Consider the following 19,110-nt stretch of genomic DNA (forward strand, 5'->3'; position numbering starts at 1 on the left):
TCCTACAGCGATCATCGGCGACCGGAGGATTACAGGGCTGTCTGCCGATGCGCGGTAGCGGGCGACGTGCCAAACGTCGGCGGCAGATGCCGCCAAGCACACCCGCTGGTCAGCGCGTACGCCACTGCCGTGAACACGGCCCGCTCGTCACACGGAGCGGTCCCACCACCTTGCGGACGAGCAGCGAACGACGGCAGCACCGGGGCGGCCAGCTCCCGGAGTTCCTCAGGAACCATATGCTTCGACAGATCAGCGCCCACGACCGGCAGCAGGCCGCACGAACATCACGTCACGTGAGACACCCTCTTAGCCTTGATCGGTGCGGCCGACCTGGCAGCCTGCTCGATCTTCGCGCGGTAGGCCGCACGGGCTTCCTCATCGATCTGCTTCTCGTGTTCGGGGCGCAACCCAGTCCGGCCGTCGAGGCCCTCGCGCAGGACATCGGCGTGCCCGGCATGCCGGTTGGACTCGCCGAGGACATGGACCATGACGGCGAACAGGTTCGTGTCGGCATAAGGCTCCGGCCACCACGGCACGTGGCCGGGGGCATCGAGGGGAAGCATGTTGATCGTCGCGTCCGAGTGTTCCCACGTGCGCCGGTAGAACCCGATGATCTGATCGCGGGTCTCGTTCTCGGCCGCCCATTGATCGCTGCCGTCGGAGTCCTGCCACCGGGACAGCGGTTCCGGGGAAGGGCGGCCGAAGACCTCGCCGAAGTACCTGGCCTCGACGGTGGCCACATGTTTGACCAGGCCGAGGAGGCTGGTCCCGGTCACTGTCAGAGGCCGGCGCGCGTCGTACTCGGACAAGCCGTCGAGCTTCCAGAGCAGCGCCTCACGGTCCCGCCGCAGTCTCCCGTGCAGGTTGTCCTTCGCGAATTCATCGATCATGCGGCACGAGCCTGCCATGGGCTGCTCGTGGCCTCAAGATCCCGTACGTGGTCCGCAACGACTGGCAGAGCCGAGGCCTGGCCACGGCCGCCGCCCTGACCTGCTGCAAGAAGCTCGCGAAACGTGCCACGTGAGACAACCTCTCAGGCCTGGTCTGGCTGAGGAGTGACCAATGCGGATCGCCGCAGTGCACAGGCTGAGGATGCGCGCCCGCCGCCCTGCCGGCTGCCTGCGTTGCGATCTGGTCCTGGATAAGAACCGGGCGGTGCACCTAGACCGGCCAGAGCCTCGCCGACGGGGGTGGCGGCGAGGCCCTGGGTAGAAGATACGGGCTCCAGTCGGGAACAGTCGTCATTTCTGTGAATTGCAGAAGTCTGCAATTTCATAGATGCTGTGGGTGCTGTGTCCGTAGGTAGCCGCGGGCACAGTACCAAGCCGTTCGCCCCGTTGCTCGGGGTGATGAGAAGGGTGCGAGACCGTGCCGGTTCCGCTGTATCAGGCCAAGGCCGAGTTCTTCCGGATGCTCGGGCACCCGGTGCGGATAAGGGTCCTGGAGCTGCTGCAGGAGGGTCCGATGCCGGTGCGGGACCTGCTGGCCGCGATCGAGGTCGAGCCCTCCGCGCTGTCACAGCAGCTCGCGGTCCTGCGCCGCTCAGGGATCGTCACCTCGACCCGTGACGGCTCAACCGTCGTCTACGAGCTGGCGGGTGGGGACGTTGCGCAGCTGATGCTGGCGGCGCGGCGGATCCTGACGGAGGTGCTGACCGGGCAGAGCGTGCTGCTGGAGGAACTGCGCGAGTCCGAGGTTCCGGCCTCGTGACGGTGAGCACCTTGCTGGCCTCCGCGCTCGGGCGGGTCCGCTCGCTGTTGCCGGCCCGGGCGGACTTCAAGGCGATGGGCCGCAGCCCCCGGCGGGATCTCCTGGCCGGGCTGACCGTGGCGATCGTCGCCCTCCCGCTCGCGCTCGGCTTCGGGGTCTCCTCCGGGCTCGGCGCCGAGGCGGGGCTCGCCACCGCCGTGGTCGCCGGCGCCCTGGCCGCGCTGTTCGGCGGGTCGAACCTTCAAGTGTCGGGCCCGACCGGGGCGATGACCGTGGTGCTGGTGCCGATCGTCGCCCAGTACGGGCCCGGTGGCGTCCTGACCGTCGGGCTGATGGCCGGGGTCCTCTTGATCGGTCTCGCCCTGCTGCGGGCCGGACAGTACATGCGGTACGTGCCGGCGCCGGTGGTGGAGGGCTTCACGCTGGGGATCGCGTGCGTGATCGGCCTGCAGCAGATACCCAACGCGCTCGGCGTCGACAAGCCCGAGGGCGAGAAGGTCTTGCTCGTTGCCTGGCGGGCCCTCGTGGACTTCGTGGCTTTCCCGAACTGGACCGCGATCGGTCTCTCGACCGGTGTCGCGGCAGTGATGCTGACGGGAGCCCGGTGGAAGCCGACGATCCCCTTCTCGATCGTCGCGGTGATCGCGGCGACCGTGATCACACAGGTTTTCCACTTGGACGCGGCGGCCCCGATCGGTGCGCTGCCCTCCGGCCTGCCCGCCCCTTCTCTCGCCTTCCTCGACGTCTCCGCGTTCGGCTCGTTGCTCGCCCCGGCGGTTGCGGTGGCTGCTTTGGCAGCGCTGGAGTCCTTGTTGTCGGCGACGGTCGCGGACGGTATGACGGTGGGGCAGCAGCACGACCCGGACAAGGAGCTGTTCGGGCAGGGCATCGCCAACCTCGCGGCCCCGCTCTTCGGTGGCGTCCCTGCCACGGCCGCGATCGCGCGCACGGCGGTCAACGTCCGTACCGGTGCCTCCTCCCGGCTGGCCGCCCTCACCCACGCCGCAGTGCTCGCGGTGATCGTGTTCGCCGCAGCCCCCTTGGTCTCGAAGATCCCCCTCGCGGCGCTGGCGGGGGTCCTGCTGGCGACGGCGATCCGCATGGTGGAGGTCGGCTCGCTGCGCGCGATGGCGAAGGCGACACGCTCGGACGCCGTCGTGCTCGTCCTGACCGCTGCCGCCACCCTGGTCCTCGACCTCGTCTATGCCGTGATCATCGGCCTGATCGTGGCTGGCGCCCTTGCGCTGAAGGCAGTGGCGAGTCAGGCCCGGATGGAACAGGTCGACTTCCGCCCGGATGTGCCCGGTGAGCACAGCGACGAGGAACACGCCCTGTTGGCGGAGCACATCGTGGCCTACCGCATCGACGGCCCCCTCTTCTTCGCCGGCGCCCACCGCTTCCTCCTCGAACTCTCCGAGGTCGCCGACGTGAAGGTGGTCATCCTGCGCATGTCGAGGGTGACCACCCTGGACGCCACCGGCGCCCTCGTCCTGAAGGACGCCGTGGAGAAGCTGAACCGGCGCGGCATCGCCGTGATGACCTCCGGTATCCGGCCCGGCCAGCGCCAGGCCCTGGACGCGGTCGGCGCGCTAGAGCTGCTGCGCCTGGAGGGCCGCGAGTACGCCACCACCCCGGAAGCCATCGCCGGGGCCCGCAAGCACCTGGAGCAGGCGGGCCTGCTGCCGCTCAAGCACCGACCGCACCGCATCCGGAAGGCCGCACGATGACCGTCCCCACCGACCACCGCCTCATCGAGGTCTCCGGCACCGAAGCTCTGTGGCTCCTGGAAGGCCCCGGCCAAGGGCGCCTCGTCTATGTTCAGCGGGAGCTGGCTGTCGTCCGGCCCGCCGCACACGTGATGGAGTACGGACGCCTCGTCGTCCGCGCCCCCGTGCAAGCCGCCACCATCCCGGGCCGTGCACTGCTCACCTACCAGGTCGATGAGATCCGCAGCCCGGACGGCACGGGCTGGACGGTCAGCGCCCACGGACCGGCCGACGTCATCGCCGACCCGGACGAGGCCGCCCACTACCGGCGCACCCTGCCCGGCTGTGCCCACGGCCCGCACGACACCCTGCTGCGCCTGCACCCGCAGCAGGTGTCCGGGTTCCGCATCGCCCGCATGGTGACGGGGGCGGGCCGGTGAGTATCCAGGTTGAGACGATGCCCTACCGGCACGTGCTGAGCGTGCCCGCCATGGGCTCGGCCGTCCGCATCGCCCGCGAGACCACCGAGCTGGTCCTCATGGAGTGCGGGGTCGGCCTTCGGCACCCGAACGTGGGCCCGGCTCTGCTGATCCTGGCCGAGCTGGTCACCAACTGCGTCCGCCATGCCGCCGAGTCCTCGCCGATGGTCACCGTCACCTACGCGCACGGACCCGGCGCCTTCGCATTCGCCGTCCACGACCGCCACCCCTACCAGCCAGCCCTCTTCGGAGCCCTCGCCACCACGCCCGGCAGCGGACTCGCCATGGTCGTCGCGATGACGATGGAACTCGGCGGCACCGCTCTCGTACGGGCGGATGCGGACGGGCGCGGCAAGGCCATCTGGATCACCCTTCCCCTGTGAAGCCGAGGAGCTGACGATGACGATCGAATGGCGCTACACCACCCGCCGGGACCTGGGCGTGCTGTCCCTGGCCGGGTATCTCGGCGCGGACGCGACCGACCGGTTCACCGGCGCGATCGGCTGGGCGCTCGCCCGGGGCACCGGCCCGGTCATCCTGGATTTGACGGGGCTGCTGGGCTGGTCGGCCGGCGGGCAGATCGCGGTCGCCCAGGCTGCCCGCCGCCTTGCCGAAAGCGGGCGCAGACTCGAGCTCGCTGCGATTCCGGCGGACGGCTCGCTGGTCCCGGACGCCACCTGTCCGCCCGTCACCGTCCACTGCGACCTCGCCGCCGCGCTGGCCGCCCACGGTGCCCCTGGGACGGTCAAGCAGTGGCGCACGGATGACTGGCCCACCCCTCAGTACCCCGAGGAACCCGCCCTCACCTGAGACCAGCACCAGCACCAGCGAGAACGGCAAGGACACCGGCACCATGAGCGACATCATCTTCAAGGACTCCAACGGCACCGTGCTTGAGGACGGCGACTCGGTCACCCTGACCAAGGACCTGAAGGTCAAGGGAACCTCCGAGACCCTCAAGCGCGGCACCCTGGTGAAGAACATCCGCCTGACCTCCCGGCCCGGCGAGGTCGAGTGCAATACGAAGAAGGTCAAGGGCCTGGTCTTGAAGACCGAGTTCCTCAAGAAGGCCTGACCGGCGAAAGACCCGATCTCGGGGGTCCGAACGTCACGAAGGCGCCTCGCCGAGTCCCAGGAGTTGCAGGGATCTGCAATTGTGGAGGTCACAAGGCGTGATGAGGGGCGAATGGATGCCCCTGTGAAGGAACGGTTCCGGGTGGATGAGATGGGCAGTCACGGCAGGGGTACCCAGGTGAGCGCACCGCTGTACCAGCTGAAGGCGGAGTTCTTCAAAACGCTGGGGCATCCGGTCCGCATCCGCGTCCTGGAGCTCCTGTCCGTACGCGAGCACGCGGTCGCCGAGATGCTCCCCGAGGTCGGGGTCGAGGCTGCGAGCCTCTCCCAGCAGCTGGCCGTCCTGCGCAAGGCCAACCTGGTGGTTACCCGCCGTGAAGGCTCCAACGTGTACTACAGCCTCACTCACCCCCAGATCGCCGAACTCCTCAAGGTCGCCCGCGGCATCCTCTCCGGCGTCCTTCAAGGCCAGGCCGAACTCCTGGCCGACCTCCAAGCCAACAGCCCCACCTAGGCAGCACACACGGCGCCGGCCGCACGAGGCCCGCACCCTACATACGGCGGCCGTCTTCCGTTAGTGCGGGTTCAGCCTGCGCTTCTGACACCGGAAGACGGCCGCTCCCCCATGCTCCGAACCTTGCTACCCCACGTATGCGGGGACGGGACCCTTAGCTTGGCGGATCGGGCGGCGCGTCCGGCAGGTCGCGCGGGTCCGCTGTCGGGAAGCGAGGAGGGATCGACCCGGTGGCTGCGTCGGCTTCCGCGGCGTCGGCAAGCGCTTCGGCGGCGGCTTCCGCCGCTTGGGCTGCGTCGTTCGCGGCCTGGACGGCCAGGTCGTCGGAGGACGATTCCCGGGTCGCCGAGGACGGGGGAAGGACCTCGTTGAAGGCGCGGGTGACGTTTTGGAGGGCGGAGGTGACCTCGCCGGGTATCACCCAGAAGTTGTTGCCGGGGCCTTGCGCGATCTGGGGAAGCGTCTGGAGGTACTGGTAGGCGAGGAGCTTGGGGTCGGGGTCGTTGCGGTGGACGGCCTGGAACACCTCGTCGATAGCCCGCGATTGGCCCTCGGCTTTGAGGATCTCGGCGGTCCGGTTGCCTTCCGCCCGGAGTACGGCGGCCTGCTTGTCGCCTTCCGCGGTGAGGATCTGGGACTGGCGCTGCCCTTCGGCGCCGAGGATGGCGGCCCGCTTGTCCCGCTCGGCCCGCATCTGCTTCTCCATGGCGTCCTTGATGGACTGCGGCGGGTCGATGGCCTTGATCTCCACCCTGTTGACCCGCAGTCCCCACTTGCCTGTGGCCTCGTCGAGGACACCGCGCAGTTGGTTGTTGATGGTGTCCCGTGAGGTGAGGGTCTTCTCCAGGTCCATGGATCCGACGACATTGCGCAGTGTGGTGACGGTCAGCTGCTCCACCGCCTGCAGAAAGTTGGCGATCTCGTAGGCGGCCGCGCGCGGGTCGGTGACCTGGAAGTACAGCACCGTGTCAATTTCGACGACCAGGTTGTCCTCCGTGATGACCGGCTGCGGCTGGAAGGAGACGACCTGCTCGCGCAGGTCGATCACCGGGTACACGCGGTCGACGTACGGGATGACGACGTTCAGCCCGGGCTTCAAGGTGCGGTGATAGCGGCCGAGCCGCTCGACGTTGCGGGCGCGGGCCTGGGGGACGATCCGTACCGCCCGCACCACGGTGAACACCGCCAACACCGCGACGAGCAGGCCGACGATGAGGAACGCGGACACTTCCATGGCTCACTCCCGGGGGTAGACCAGCGCGGTGGTGCCTTTGATCTCGATGACGTCGACGGTCGTACCGGGAGGGATCACCAGAGACTCGTCGTAGGCGCGCGCCGTCCATTCCTCACCGCCGATACGGACCCTGCCGCCCAGCCTCGAGACCTCCACGGTCACGTATGCGGCTGCGCCGACCAGCGCGTCCACGCCGAAGCGCTCCTCGGTCCGCGGGGACAGACGGCGCAGGGCGACAGGGCGTACAAAGACCACGCCGACCGTCGCCGCGACCGCGAACACCAGGAACTGCAACGGCAGGGGCAGGCCGGCGGCCGCGAAGGCGGCGGTGACCAGTGCTGCGCCGCCGAGCAGCCCGAGCGCCGCGGTGAGAGTGGCGATCTCTGCCGCGCCCAAGACCAGAGCAGCGATCAGCCAGGTCAGCCAAGGATCCATTGCTTAGCCTCCTGGCGAGTACGGCAGTGCGCAGGGCGCGGCTGATGCCGCAGGGTGCTGCGGCGCATCCCCTGCCTTGGGGGGCTTGGACAGCGCCACAGCGGGCGACGCCCTGTACACGGCGGACTGTTGCGGGGTGGCCCGTTCGAGGAAGCGCAGCAGTTCGACGGGGAAGGGCAGGACGAGGGTGGAGTTCTTCTCGGCGGCGACCGCGACCACCGTCTGCAGCAGCCGGAGCTGGAGGGCGGCTGGCTGGTCGGACATCACGCCGGCGGCTTCGGCCAGCTTCTTGGACGCCTGGAGTTCGGCATCGGCGTTGATGATCCTGGCCCGGCGCTCGCGGTCGGCCTCGGCTTGCCGCGCCATCGACCGTTTCATCGTCTCCGGGAGGGAGACGTCCTTGATCTCCACCCGGTCGATGGTTACACCCCACTCGACAGCCGGGCTGTCCATCATCAGTTCCAGGCCCTGGTTCAGCTTCTCGCGATTGGAGAGCAGCTCGTCGAGATCGCTCTTGCCGAGGATGGACCGCAGCGAAGTCTGCGCCATCTGGGAGACGGCGAATCGGTAGTCCTCGACGCGGATGATCGCGTCGACGGGGTCGACGACCTTGAAGTAGATGACGGCGTCCACCCGGACGGTGACGTTGTCGCGGGTGATGCCGTCCTGGGCGGGCACCGGCATCGTCACGATCTGCATGTTCACCTTGTGTATCCGGTCCACGCCCGGAACGATCATGACGAACCCGGGACCGCGCACCTGGCCGCGCAGGCGACCGAAGCGCAGCACAACGCCCTTCTCGTATTGCCTGACCACGTGGGCTGCCGCTGCCACATAGAGCAGTCCGGCGGCGCCGGTGATCGCCAGTGCGGTAAGCAGCTCCTGGACCATGGCGAACCATCTCCCTCCAGTGCAAGCTCTCTTCTAGATATGCCCCCTTTACTATCTTTTGACCCTGATGGCGGGTGACAGGCCGAACGACGGTACGAGGCAGAGGGTCGTGCTTTCCAGCGAGCGACCATCGCCAGCACAGCGTGCCTAGGCGGTGCGCACGTCGCATGCCCGGCACTTGCGGGTCCCAGGGGGGTCTCCCGCCTGCGGCGGTCCCGGTCGCGGAGCCTGCCGCCGAGACCGCGCACGGCGGGGGCTGCCGAGGGTGCGGTCCCTCTGTGTCAGGGGTCGTGAAGATGGGTGCTGGCCCCGATGCGCCGGGCCGGGGCGCCAGGTGATGGTGGGGGTCTGGAGCACCTTCTGTTCGGGGTGGCCCTCGTGCGGCGCGGGTGCTCGCGGCAGCACCTGTGAACGGAGCCGCGCCGATGACGACCCCGTCTCCATGTAACCGCGGAACTGACTGGGCGGGCCCGCCATGAGTGTCACCGCGTGGCTGGCGGTGGCGGTGTTCGGAGCCGTCTACGTGCTGATCGCCACGGAGAAGGTCCACCGGGTCGCCGCGGCCCTGGGTGGCGCGGTCGTCATGCTGCTGATCGGGGCGACTAGCCCGGAGCACGCGTTCTTCTCCGACGTGGCCGGCATCGACTGGAACGTCATCTTCCTGCTGCTGGGCATGATGCTGATCGTCTCCGTCCTCAAACGCACCGGCCTGTTCGAGTTCGTCGCGATCTGGGCCGCCAAACGGTCGCACGGCCGCCCGTACCGGCTGATGGTTCTCCTGATCTTCGCCACCGCCTTCCTGTCTGCCTGGCTGGACAACGTCACCACCGTCATGCTGATCGCCCCCGTGACGATCGCGGTCTGCACCAGGCTCGGGGTCCCGGTCGTGCCGTATCTGATCGCCGAGGTGATGGCCTGCAACATCGGCGGCGCCGCCACCCTGATCGGCGATCCGCCGAACATCATGATCGGCTCCCGGGCCGGGCTGTCGTTCAACGACTTCCTGCTCCACATGGCGCCCATCTCGGCTCTGCTGGTCGTGGTGTTCGCGGTGATGGCCCGGTGGATGTTCCGTGGCGCGTTCTCCTACGATCCCAAGCGGGCCGCGCACGTCATGGCCATGCGCGAGCGGGACGCCATCACCGACGGTCGGCTCCTGGCGGTCAGCGGCACCGTCGTCATGGTCGTGATGGCCTGCTTCGTCCTGCACACCACCCTCCACCTGGAGCCATCGGTGGTGGCGATCTCCGGCGGCCTGATCCTCCTCGCCGTCTCCCGGCTCGACGCGCGCAAGGTCGCGGCCGACGTCGAATGGGAGACCCTGGCGTTCTTCGCCGGCTTGTTCGTGATGGTCGGCGCCATGGTCCAGACGGGGATCCTCACCGACCTCGGCCAGGCCGCAGCCCGTGTACTGGACGGCAACCTGTTCGGCGCGTCCATGGCCCTGCTCTTTGGGTCGATCGTGCCGTCCGCGGTCATCGACAACATCCCCTTCGTCGCCTCGACCAGCCCGGTCGTCTCCGAGATCGTCGAGGCCTCTGGAGGAATCGATCAGGCCCAGATGCTGTGGTGGTCCTTCGCCCTCGGCGCGGACCTGGCTGGCAACGCCACGATCATCGCCTCCTCCGCCAACGTCGTCACCATCGGCATCGCCGACCGCGCCGGACACCACATCTCCTTCTGGCAGTTCAGCCGGTACGGACTCGTCGTCACCGCGGTCACCACCGTGCTGGCCGGGCTGTACGTGTGGCTGCGCTACTTCGCACTCGCCTGACCGATGGAAAGGAGGCAAGGCCATGCCGGAATCCGATGACGAGAGGATCGCCGAGCTCGAGGCCGTGCTGTGGCACGACGATCCCAGGTTCGCCCGCGCCCTGGGTATGGGGCGTCCGCGCCGGCCCCGTGAGTACCGCAACGGGCGGGCCTGGCTGATCATGGCCTGCGCCCTGGCCATGATGGTCGCCGGGGCCGCGGCCCGGCTGGGGACGCTGCTGGCGGTCGGCCTGATCATGGCCGCGCTCGCGGCGCACCTCTTCGACACCAGCCGCCGGCGTGGTCCGCGCCGGCCCGGGCCATAGGGGCGGGCTGTGACGCTGCAGCGGCTGTACTTGGTGCTGTTGGTGGGTGGTGTCGTCCTCATGGCCAGCATCGCCGCCGCCCGGGCGGCGCACCGGCTCGGTCTGCCGAGCCTGCTGTTGTTCCTCGCCGTCGGCGTGATCGCGGGCGAGGACGTGATCGGCATCGAGTTCGATGACGCGCAGCTCGCCCAGTCCCTGGGCACCGCAGGCCTCGCGGTCATCCTCGTCGAGGGCGGCCTGAGCACCCACTGGCCCGACGTCAAGCGCCGGCTGGCACCGGCCGGTGTTCTCGCCACCGCGGGCGTTGCCGTCTCCGTGGCGGTCACCGGCGCCGGAGCCCACTACCTCCTGGGCATGGACTGGCACCTGGCCCTGCTGTTGGGCGCGATCGTCTCCTCGACGGACGCCGCCGCCGTCTTCGCCGTCCTGCGCTCCCTGCCTCTGCCGCGGAAGACCACCGGGCTGCTGGAGGCCGAGTCCGGGTTCAACGACGCCCCGACCATCATCCTGGTCCTGGTCTTCTCCACCGCCGTCGCCGACCTCCCTGGCCCGGCCGCGATCCTCGGCAACGTCGTCTATCAGCTCGCCGTCGGCGGGCTGCTGGGGCTGGCCGTCGGCCGGATCGGGGTGGCCGCGCTACGACACATCGCCTTGCCGGCCACCGGGCTGTACCCGCTGGCCACCGTGGGGTTCGGCACCATCGCCTTCGCCGCCGGCGGCTTCGTCAACGCGAGCGGCATCATCGCCGCCTATCTCGCCGGGCTGGTCCTGGGCAACTCGCGCCTGCCCCACCGCGCGGCGACGCGCTCCTTCGCCGAGGGCACCGGATGGCTCGCTCAGATCGGCCTGTTCGTCATGCTCGGCCTGCTCGTCGACCCCAGCGAACTGCCCGACGCGATCCTGCCCGCACTCGTAGTCGGGCTTGTCCTGCTGCTGATCGCCCGCCCCGTCTCGGTCGCCGCCTGCCTGCTGCCCTTCCGCACCCCGTGGCGGGAACAGGTATTCATCTCCTGGGCCGGCCTGCGCGGCGCCGTCCCCATCGTCCTGGCCACCTTCCCGATCGTCGCCGCCATCGACGGCTCCCTTCACCTGCTCAACATCGTCTTCGTCCTCGTCGTCGTCTTCACCCTCGTCCAGGGCCCCACCCTGCCCGCCGCCGCCCGCCTCCTGCACATCGCCCGCCCCGGGGCCGTGCGGGAGATCCAGGTCGAGAGCGCACCCCTGGACGTCCTGGACGCCGACCTCCTCACCGTCACCATCCCGCCCGGATCACGCCTCCACGGGGTCGCCGTCTTCGAACTCCGGCTCCCACCACCCGCGGTGATCACCCTCCTCGTCCGCGGCGGCGTCACCCAGGTACCCGGCCCCGACACAGTTCTCACGGCTGGGGACGAGCTGCTCCTCGTCACCACTTCGGCCACTCGGCAGGCCACCGAGCGCAGGCTGCGCGCTGTCGGCCGCCGGGGCAAACTCGCCCGCTGGCTCGGCGAACACGGCAGGTCCGAACCGGTCGGTGGCGGCACCGACTGACTAGGAGCCGCTCCGCGGGCGGGAGACCTGCGCGAATCCAACCAGGGCGACGCCAGCCATCAGGAACGGCACGAAGACCGTGAAGGGCAAAGCGGGCGCCCCTGCGAGCGCCGCTGCCATGGCAGCGTTCCCACGCCCCAGATAACCGGCCGCCGCACACTTTGCCGAAGCCAGGGCAAGACGACACGGCCGGTCATGATCGTCCTGACGCCGAGGGTCCCGACCCCGAGGGCCAGCGCAATCGTGGCCGCCTGCACAACGGTAAGCACGTGTACCTCCATGGATCAGCGGACTGTGAGCGGGGATACGCGTCCGTCGGGAAGACCGTCCCGCGGACGGCCAAGTCAACGATCGCCGCCACTGGCGGCGAGCTTGCAGGCCAGGTATACGGCGATCGCCGGCCACAGGACGATCAGCAGGGTGAGGGTGATCGCACTGGAGATCGGTTCGCGTTCGGTGTCCCGGCGCCAGCCCGGGTCACGCGCCAGGAGGCGGGGCAGACGATGGGCGAAGCCCACCGCGCCGCCGAGGTAGACAGCCAGGACGGCGAGCAGCAGCACGGTCTCCCGGCTGGTGACCGCCGCCCAGGCGTCCTCGCTCACGCGCGGCCGGCCGGGTCCTGGGCCTGGTCCTTGAGGTCCTTCGGGGATCCCGGCTGGGACACCAGCGCGGGCAGGACCGGACCTGAGGAGGTGCGGCGGCTGCTGACCCAGGCGGCCACGGGTTCGGTGTACCGGGCGGTCAGCGGGCCGATCACGACGAGGATCAGGACGTACGCGGTGGCGAGCGGGCCCATGGCGGGTTCGATGCCGGCGGTGACGGCGAGACCGGCGATGACGATGGAGAACTCGCCGCGGGCCACGAGCGTGCCGCCGGCCCGCCAGCGCCCCTTGACCCCGATCCCGGCCCGTTTGGCCGCCCAGTATCCGGTGGCGATCTTCGTGCCCGTCGTGACCAGGGCGAGCGCGAGGGCGGGCAGCAGTACGGGCGGGATGCTCGCGGGGTCGGTGTGCAGGCCGAAGAAGACGAAGAACACGGCCGCGAACAGGTCCCGTAGCGGGCTGAGCAGCGTGTGCGTGCCCTCGGCGACCTCGCCCGAGAGGGCGATGCCGACGAGGAACGCGCCGACCGCCGCGGACACCTGAAGCTGCTGGGCGACACCGGCCACCAGCAAGGTCAGGCCGAGGACCACGAGGAGGAGCTTCTCGGGGTCGTCGCTGGAGACGAAGCGGGAGATGTGGCGTCCGTAGCGGACCGCGATGAACAGGACCGCACCGGCGACACCGAGGGCGATGGCCAGGGTCGCACTGCCCGCGGCGAGGCTCACGCCCGCGAGGAGGGCGGTGATGATCGGCAGGTAGACCGCCATCGCCAGGTCTTCGAGGACCAGGATGGACAGGATGACCGGGGTCTCGCGGTTGCCGACCCGGCCCAGGTCTCCCATGACCTTGGCGATGACCCCGGAGGAGGAGATCCAGGTGACGCCGGCCAGGACGACGGCTGCCACCGGGCCCCAGCCCATGACCAGGGCCGCGACCGCGCCGGGCACGGCGTTCAGGGCGAAGTCGACCAGCCCCGCCGGGTACTGGGTCTTGAGGTTGGAGACCAGATCCGACGCGGTGTACTCCAGGCCGAGCATGAGCAGGAGGAGGATCACGCCGATCTCGGCGCCGATCGCGACGAACTCCTCGCTCGCTCCCATGGGCAGCAGCCCGCCCGTGCCGAAGGCCAGGCCGGCCAGGAGGTAGAGGGGGATGGGGGAGAACTTCAGGCGCCCGGCGACCCGGCCGAGCAGACCGAGTCCGAGGATGATCGCGCCGAACTCGATGAGGAACACAGCGGAGTGCACGGGCGTCACTCCCGGCCGAGTATCGAGGCGGCCGCGTCGACGCCCTCGCGGGTGCCGATCACGATGAGGGTGTCCCCGCCCGCCAGGCGGAAGTCCGGCGCGGGCGAGGGACGGGCCTCCGCCCGGCGCAGCACGGCCACGATCGAGACGCCCGTCTCGGTCCGCATCCGCGTCTCGCCCAGCACCCGCCCGTTCCAGTGCGAGTGCGCGGACAGCTCGATCCGCTCGGCCACCAGGCCGAGGTCGGTGGTGTGCAGGACGTTCGGACTGTGGTGGGCGGGCATCAGCGCGTCGATCAGCGAGGCCGTCTCCGCACCTGTCAGGTGCAGGGACTGCGCGCAGGCGTCGGGGTCGTCCGCGCGGTAGACGTTCACGGTCCGCGTGCCGTCGCGGTGCGCGACTACGGACAGGTGGCGGTGTTCGCGGGTGGTGAGGTCGTACTGGACCCCGATGCCGGGCAGTGGTGTGGTGCTCATCCGTGGAGCAGGCACGGCTGTCCCCCCTCGTGTTCGTTTCTGTACGTGATGCCGCTACGGCGGACACTCGTTCTCGGGCAGGAGAGGACCGCTCGGCGGGCCCATCGTGCCACTTTTCACGTGTCCGAAATATGGGTGCCGGCACGGATGGACAGCAGCCTTCCATCGGCGTGAGGATGGGGCGGGGAAGTGGGTTCCGCTGCAGGTCGTAGTACCTGGAGACGGGGCGGCCGGGCGGTCGTGGCGATGCTGGGGGACCGGCTGGAAAGGCGTGTGCCCGTGTCGTTGTACTGGCGGATCTTCCTCCTGAACGCAGGCGTTGTGTCTGTCGCGGTGGCCTTGCTGCTGGGCCCGGTCACCGTTTCCACGCCGGTGCTGTTCGGGGAGGCGCTCGTGCTGCTCGGCGGGCTGGCCGCGATGCTGGTCATCAACGCGGTCCTGCTCCGGGTCGGGCTGGCCCCGCTCGCCCGGCTGAACCGGGCAATGGCCACCGCCGACCTCCTCAAACCCGCCACCCGCCCAACGGTCACCGGCGGTGGGGAGGTTGCCGCGCTCACCCGGACCTTCAACGCCATGCTCGACCGCCTTGAAGCCGAGCGGGCCACCAGCAGCGGCCGGGTGCTGACCGCGCTGGAGGCCGAACGCAAGCGCATCGCCCAGGAGCTCCACGACGAGGTCGGCCAGACCCTCACCGCCGTCCTCCTCCAGATCAAGTACGCCGCCGACCGTGCCCCCGAGCCGGTGCGCACCGATCTGCACCAGGCCCAGGAGACCACCCGCGCCAGCCTGGACGAGATCCGCCGTATCGCCCGCCGGCTGCGCCCCGGTGTCCTGGAGGAACTCGGCCTGCACAGCGCGCTGCGCTCCCTGGCCGCCGAGTTCACCACCCCGCGCCTGGGCGTCACCGCCCACGTCACCCCTGGGCTGCCCCACCTGGACCCGGCCACCGAACTCGTTCTCTACCGCGTCGCCCAGGAGGGCCTGACCAACGCGGCCCGCCACTCGGGCGGCACCCGCGTCGAGGTTCACCTGCGGCCCTTGCCCCACGGCGGTGTTGGACTGCTGGTCCGCGACAACGGGCGCGGCCTCGGGGAGGCGCCTGAGGGCGCCGGCATCCAGGGGATGCGTGAACGTGCCCTGCTCATCGGCGCCGAACTCCTCGTGGGCGCCGGCCCGCACGGCGGCACCCAGGTCCGGCTCAACATCACCGACATCGCGAAGGGCACCAGATGACCCAGCCGCAGACGGGGCCCGCCCGCATCCTTCTTGCCGACGATCACACCCTCGTCCGCCGGGGCGTTCGGCTCATCCTGGACGCCGAACCCGACCTGACCGTGGTCGCCGAGGCCGCCGACGGAGCGGAAGCCGTCGCCCAGGCCCGCAGCCTCGACATCGACCTCGCCGTCCTCGACATCGCCATGCCCCGCCAGACCGGCCTCCAGGCCGCGCGCGAACTCGCCCGACTCCAACCGGGCCTGCGGATCCTGATGCTGACCATGTATGACAACGAGCAGTACTTCTTCGAAGCCCTGCGTGCCGGCGCCTCCGGGTACGTCCTCAAATCCGTCGCCGACCGCGACCTCGTCGAGGCCTGCCGCGCCGCGCTACGCGACGAACCCTTCATCTACCCGGGTGCGGAGAGCACCCTCATCCGCACCTACCTCGACCGCGCCCGCTCCGGCAGCCCTCTGCCGGAGCGGGCTATCACCGAGCGCGAGGAGGAGATCCTCAAGCTCGTCGCCGAAGGCCACAGCTCGAAGGAGATCGGCGACCTCCTCGTCATCAGTCCCAAGACCGTGGAACGCCACCGCGCGAACCTGCTTCAGAAACTGGGCCTGCGTGACCGCGTCGAGCTCACCCGCTACGCCATCCGCGTCGGGTTGATCGAGCCGTAACCGCAGTCGCCCCGGCGTGCACCGGGGACACACCGAATTCTGCGAGCCATCCTGCCGCCCGCGCCCGTGTGCGGCGTCGCCCAAGGACATTCGACCCCGGGGGAAAGCCTGTGCATCACGACGACGAGCCGGTCTTCAAGCGGAGCAAGTGGGGAACCAACCGTTACTCATACAACCCGCGCAACCCCGTCGGCCTCGTCCTGATCGTGATCACCCTGCTCTTCGCCGGGACGATGTTGATCCTCATGGCCAACCGGGCCGGGCCGTTCGCGGCCCGGCCCGCTCCCAAACCGTGGGACCTCCCGGCGTACGAGCACTCCTGGCCGCCCCTGTCACCGACCCCGGGAGTGGGTGCCCCGTGAGAGGAATAGGGAACTGGCGGCGCCAGGTGGGATCGCTCCTCGTGTGGTGGGCGGTCCTCACGCTGGTACTGGTGCTACTCAGCGCGGCTCTGAGCCGGCCGGTGACGCTGGTGGGGTGCGGTGCGTCCGCGGTGCTCCTGATCGCGGTGGGCGAATCGGGCAACGGGCTGAGGCAGCGCCTGCGGCACAGGACCAGGAGAACAGGGTGACGCAGAGCAACTCGATACCTCCGCCGATGATCGTCTGCGGTGACGACGCGCTCGCCGTACGCCTGGTCGGCGAGCTCCACGACATCTACCGCCAGCCCGTCACCCTCCTGCTCCCCGACGCCGACACCATCGGCCCCCAGCCCCCTGCCACCACGCGTGTCGTCGAAGCCGACACCGCGGACGCGGCGGCGCTGCGGGAGGCGGGCATCGCACAGGCCGCGGCGCTCGCGCTCGTCTACGAGGACGACGAAGCCAACATTCGCGCTGCGCTGACGGCCCACCGCATCAACCCGCGGGTCCGCCTGGTCATCCGCCTCTACAACCGCAAGCTCGGCCGCTACCTCGCCGAACTCCTCGACCAGGCGGCGGTGGTGGCCGGCGGCCAGGTCGGCGAATCGGCGATCACGGTCCTCTCGGACGCCGACACTGCCGCCCCCGCACTCGCGGCAACCGTCGTCGCCGGGACGAGCAAGGTCCTCCAGGCCGACGGCCTGCTGTTCCGCGCGGTCGAACGCACCCCACAACAGCGGCGCGAAGCCGCCAAGCCGGCCCTGTGCACACTGGCCCTGCTCTCCTCCACCACCGAGGATCCCGCCGGCACCGAGGGAACGGACGCCAGCGGGCCGGCCGGCCCCCGGCTCCTGCCCGCTGCGATGGAGATAGCACAGTCAGCTCAGCGCGGCGACGTCGTCCTCGAAGCCGTATCGCATGCCGCCCCCTCCCCTTCACCCGGCAGGCTCAGTACCGCCCGTCTCCCGGTGATGGAGCTGTTCTCGCGCCGGGTCCGTTGGTCACTGGCCGGCTTCACCGCCGCTGTCATCGCCATTGCCATCGCGTCCTGGATCACCACCGGCGACCCCATCGCCCACTCCGCCTACGTCACCCTCCTGGACCTCTTCTCCATCAACGACCCCGCCGTGGACGACACCGTCGAGCGCCAGCTCCTCCAGTTGTTCACCGGCCTCGTCGGCCTGCTCCTCCTCCCGGTCCTGGTCGCCGCCGTGTTGGAGGCGTCCGGGTCCTTCCGGTCGGCCTCCACCTTGCGCAGACCCCCGCGCGGCACGGCCGACCACATCGTCCTGCTCGGCCTCGGCAAGATCGGCACCCGCGTCCTGGCCCGCCTGCGCGAACTCGACATCCCCGTCGTCTGTGTGGAAGAAGACCCCGATGCGCGCGGCATCCCTTTGGCCCGAAGCCTTCGGGTACCCGTCATCCTCGGCGACGCCACCCAGGACGGCATCCTCGAAGCCGCCCGCATCCACCGCGCCCATGCCCTCCTCGCCCTGACCAGCTCCGACACCACCAACCTCGAAGCGATCCTCTGCGCCCGCACCATCCACTCCGACCTGCGGGTGGCATTGCGCCTGTACGACGACGAGTTCGCCACCGCCGTCCACCGCACCCTGCGCACCGCCCACCCCCACGCGGTGACCCGCAGCCGCAGCGTCACCTCGCTGGCCGCACCCGCCTTCGCCGCCGCCATGATGGGACGCCAGATCCTGGGAGCCCTGCCCGTCGAACGCCGCGTACTCCTCTTCGCCGCCATCGACGTGGCCGGCCTGCCCCACCTCGAAGGCCGGACCATCTCGGACACCACCAGGCCCGGCCATTGGCGCGTCCTCGCCCTCGACACCGCCGATCCGGCCGACCGGCGCCCGGACCTGCGGGCCACCCGCCTCGACGGCCAGGCCCACGTGAGCGGACTCCTCTTCGACCTCCACCCCGGCCACGTCCTCGGCCCCGACGACAGAGTGATCATCGCCGCCACCCGGCAAGGCCTCGCCGAGCTCCTCGGCAACAGACCGTAATGCCCCCTATCGGCGGAGATCGCAGCTGCATCGGGAGGTCGGCAGGTTCGCTGCTGGTGGTCGGCAGCGGGAGGTTGGGGCAGCGGCCTCTTCGGACGCGCCGTGCGATGCCTGAGGCCGGTCCCAGCGTCAGGCCTGCCCGCTACTGTTCGCGCAATGGTGTCGGCCGACGTTGGAGGATGTGTGGCACGACGGATGCGTGACGAGGCGTTTCGGCGTGAGCAGGACAAGGAGCGCTACGCCCCCCATGTACGCCCCATCAACGAGATGGTCGACGCCTTGCGCGAGCCGGAGGGCCGCGGCTGGATGCCGTATGTCGCCCCCTGGCACGGAGGAGCAGCTGCTCGCGTCTTGTCCGTCCTGCGAGACCCGGGCCCCAAGACGCTGGAGGGCGCCGGCTCCGGGTTCCTGTGTGTGGAGAACGACGATCCGACAGCGGAGCTTCAGGCCCAGATCTTCGAGCGGGCGGGGATAGCGCCGGATGACGTCACTCCCTGGAATGCCTATCCCTGGTACATCAACCGCTCACCAAAGGCGGCCGAGCTCCAGGCCGGTGCCGAGGTTCTGAAACGGTTGCTGGGGCTGATGCCCAGGACGGAGGTCGTGCTCCTCCAAGGCAATGAAGCCCAGGACGTGTGGCGCCGCCTGCTCAAGGCACACCCCGACGTCGTCCGTGACCGGACGCTGGAAGTCGTAAGCACGTACCACCCGGGACAGCAGGCTCTCTTCGTGCGCGACCCAGAGGAGCGCGCCCGCCGCGCACAGCACCGAATCGACTCATATCAGAAGGTCGGTGACGCGCTCCTCAGCACGACGCGGCGGCTGTAGACACACTGGTGTCGACGTAGCCCAGGTCTCCG

Annotated in this window: 23 protein-coding genes; 15 read left to right on the forward strand and 8 right to left on the reverse strand. The window is 69.8% G+C overall.

Annotation, left to right across the window (positions count from 1 at the left end):
• Window positions 1-29: 29 nt before the first annotated feature.
• Window positions 30-236, reverse strand: coding sequence for a transposase (locus tag OG389_RS36785; protein ID WP_443059435.1), 207 nt, complete (start codon window positions 234-236; stop codon window positions 30-32).
• Between the two features lie 48 nt (window positions 237-284).
• Window positions 285-890, reverse strand: a complete 606-nt coding sequence (locus OG389_RS16220) for a DinB family protein (protein WP_328303836.1) — start codon at window positions 888-890, stop codon at window positions 285-287.
• A gap of 478 nt (window positions 891-1,368) precedes the next feature.
• On the opposite strand from OG389_RS16220, the gene OG389_RS16225 reads away from it, so the two are divergent.
• The 7 genes from OG389_RS16225 to OG389_RS16255 all read left to right on the forward strand — a co-directional run bounded on the left by OG389_RS16225 (window position 1,369) and on the right by OG389_RS16255 (window position 5,483).
• Window positions 1,369-1,710 (forward strand): ArsR/SmtB family transcription factor, encoded by a 342-nt coding sequence (locus OG389_RS16225; protein WP_328299199.1) that lies wholly within the window; start codon window positions 1,369-1,371, stop codon window positions 1,708-1,710.
• Between the two features lie 74 nt (window positions 1,711-1,784).
• Window positions 1,785-3,437 carry a SulP family inorganic anion transporter gene (locus tag OG389_RS16230; protein WP_443059436.1) on the forward strand — a complete coding sequence of 551 codons (1,653 nt, stop codon included), beginning with the start codon at window positions 1,785-1,787 and terminating at the stop codon, window positions 3,435-3,437.
• A complete protein-coding gene (locus tag OG389_RS16235; protein ID WP_328299200.1) occupies window positions 3,434-3,856 on the forward strand; it encodes a pyridoxamine 5'-phosphate oxidase family protein in 423 nt (140 codons plus the stop codon). The genes OG389_RS16230 and OG389_RS16235 overlap by 4 nt, the downstream gene beginning before the upstream one ends.
• On the forward strand, window positions 3,853-4,278 hold the full coding sequence (locus OG389_RS16240) for an ATP-binding protein (RefSeq protein ID WP_267038984.1): 426 nt from the start codon (window positions 3,853-3,855) through the stop codon (window positions 4,276-4,278). Before OG389_RS16235 ends, OG389_RS16240 begins: the two co-directional genes overlap by 4 nt.
• A 16-nt stretch (window positions 4,279-4,294) precedes the next feature.
• A complete protein-coding gene (locus OG389_RS16245; RefSeq protein WP_328299201.1) occupies window positions 4,295-4,705 on the forward strand; it encodes an STAS domain-containing protein in 411 nt (136 codons plus the stop codon).
• A 43-nt stretch (window positions 4,706-4,748) separates the two neighbouring features.
• Window positions 4,749-4,970: an alkylphosphonate utilization protein gene (locus OG389_RS16250; protein ID WP_030648694.1), complete on the forward strand. Its 222-nt coding sequence runs from the start codon at window positions 4,749-4,751 to the stop codon at window positions 4,968-4,970.
• A gap of 177 nt (window positions 4,971-5,147) precedes the next feature.
• On the forward strand, window positions 5,148-5,483 hold the full coding sequence (locus tag OG389_RS16255; RefSeq protein ID WP_267038982.1) for an ArsR/SmtB family transcription factor: 336 nt from the start codon (window positions 5,148-5,150) through the stop codon (window positions 5,481-5,483).
• Window positions 5,484-5,637: 154 nt separating this feature from the next.
• Here OG389_RS16255 and OG389_RS16260 read toward each other — a convergent pair whose 3' ends face one another.
• Genes OG389_RS16260 through OG389_RS16270 form a run of 3 tightly spaced genes read right to left on the reverse strand, consistent with a single transcriptional unit; the run spans window position 5,638 to window position 8,043 of the window.
• Complete coding sequence (locus OG389_RS16260) at window positions 5,638-6,717, reverse strand: SPFH domain-containing protein (protein ID WP_328299202.1); 1,080 nt, start codon at window positions 6,715-6,717, stop codon at window positions 5,638-5,640.
• A gap of 3 nt (window positions 6,718-6,720) precedes the next feature.
• Complete coding sequence (locus tag OG389_RS16265) at window positions 6,721-7,152, reverse strand: NfeD family protein (RefSeq protein WP_328299203.1); 432 nt, start codon at window positions 7,150-7,152, stop codon at window positions 6,721-6,723.
• Between the two features lie 3 nt (window positions 7,153-7,155).
• Window positions 7,156-8,043, reverse strand: a complete 888-nt coding sequence (locus OG389_RS16270; protein WP_328299204.1) for a slipin family protein — start codon at window positions 8,041-8,043, stop codon at window positions 7,156-7,158.
• A 475-nt stretch (window positions 8,044-8,518) separates the two neighbouring features.
• Between OG389_RS16270 and OG389_RS16275 the strand changes: the two genes are divergently transcribed.
• The 3 genes from OG389_RS16275 to OG389_RS16285 are packed head-to-tail and all read left to right on the forward strand — an operon-like array spanning window position 8,519 to window position 11,651.
• Complete coding sequence (locus OG389_RS16275; RefSeq protein ID WP_328299205.1) at window positions 8,519-9,817, forward strand: ArsB/NhaD family transporter; 1,299 nt, start codon at window positions 8,519-8,521, stop codon at window positions 9,815-9,817.
• A 22-nt stretch (window positions 9,818-9,839) separates the two neighbouring features.
• Window positions 9,840-10,121 carry a DUF3040 domain-containing protein gene (locus tag OG389_RS16280; RefSeq protein WP_328299206.1) on the forward strand — a complete coding sequence of 94 codons (282 nt, stop codon included), beginning with the start codon at window positions 9,840-9,842 and terminating at the stop codon, window positions 10,119-10,121.
• Window positions 10,122-10,130: 9 nt separating this feature from the next.
• Complete coding sequence (locus OG389_RS16285; RefSeq protein WP_328299207.1) at window positions 10,131-11,651, forward strand: potassium/proton antiporter; 1,521 nt, start codon at window positions 10,131-10,133, stop codon at window positions 11,649-11,651.
• Window positions 11,652-11,995: 344 nt separating this feature from the next.
• Here OG389_RS16285 and OG389_RS16290 read toward each other — a convergent pair whose 3' ends face one another.
• Genes OG389_RS16290 through OG389_RS16300 form a run of 3 tightly spaced genes read right to left on the reverse strand, consistent with a single transcriptional unit; the run spans window position 11,996 to window position 13,976 of the window.
• On the reverse strand, window positions 11,996-12,253 hold the full coding sequence (locus OG389_RS16290) for a hypothetical protein (protein ID WP_328299208.1): 258 nt from the start codon (window positions 12,251-12,253) through the stop codon (window positions 11,996-11,998).
• A complete protein-coding gene (locus OG389_RS16295) occupies window positions 12,250-13,500 on the reverse strand; it encodes a cation:proton antiporter (RefSeq protein WP_328299209.1) in 1,251 nt (416 codons plus the stop codon). The genes OG389_RS16290 and OG389_RS16295 overlap by 4 nt, the downstream gene beginning before the upstream one ends.
• 5 nt (window positions 13,501-13,505) lie before the next feature.
• Window positions 13,506-13,976 carry a cation:proton antiporter regulatory subunit gene (locus OG389_RS16300; protein ID WP_328299210.1) on the reverse strand — a complete coding sequence of 157 codons (471 nt, stop codon included), beginning with the start codon at window positions 13,974-13,976 and terminating at the stop codon, window positions 13,506-13,508.
• Window positions 13,977-14,255: 279 nt separating this feature from the next.
• Between OG389_RS16300 and OG389_RS16305 the strand changes: the two genes are divergently transcribed.
• The 5 genes from OG389_RS16305 (at window position 14,256) to OG389_RS16325 (ending at window position 19,078) form a co-directional block, all read left to right on the forward strand.
• Entirely contained in the window at window positions 14,256-15,209 is a 954-nt protein-coding gene (locus tag OG389_RS16305) for a HAMP domain-containing sensor histidine kinase (RefSeq protein ID WP_443059288.1), read from the forward strand.
• Complete coding sequence (locus OG389_RS16310) at window positions 15,206-15,871, forward strand: response regulator transcription factor (protein WP_328299211.1); 666 nt, start codon at window positions 15,206-15,208, stop codon at window positions 15,869-15,871. The genes OG389_RS16305 and OG389_RS16310 overlap by 4 nt, the downstream gene beginning before the upstream one ends.
• 110 nt (window positions 15,872-15,981) lie before the next feature.
• A complete protein-coding gene (locus OG389_RS16315) occupies window positions 15,982-16,233 on the forward strand; it encodes a hypothetical protein (protein WP_328299212.1) in 252 nt (83 codons plus the stop codon).
• Between the two features lie 235 nt (window positions 16,234-16,468).
• Window positions 16,469-18,250: an NAD-binding protein gene (locus OG389_RS16320; RefSeq protein ID WP_328303842.1), complete on the forward strand. Its 1,782-nt coding sequence runs from the start codon at window positions 16,469-16,471 to the stop codon at window positions 18,248-18,250.
• Between the two features lie 195 nt (window positions 18,251-18,445).
• Complete coding sequence (locus OG389_RS16325) at window positions 18,446-19,078, forward strand: uracil-DNA glycosylase (protein WP_328299213.1); 633 nt, start codon at window positions 18,446-18,448, stop codon at window positions 19,076-19,078.
• Window positions 19,079-19,110 lie beyond the last annotated feature (32 nt).

Source organism: Streptomyces sp. NBC_00435 (assembly GCF_036014235.1).
In the GTDB taxonomy this organism is placed as follows: Bacteria; Actinomycetota; Actinomycetes; order Streptomycetales; family Streptomycetaceae; genus Streptomyces.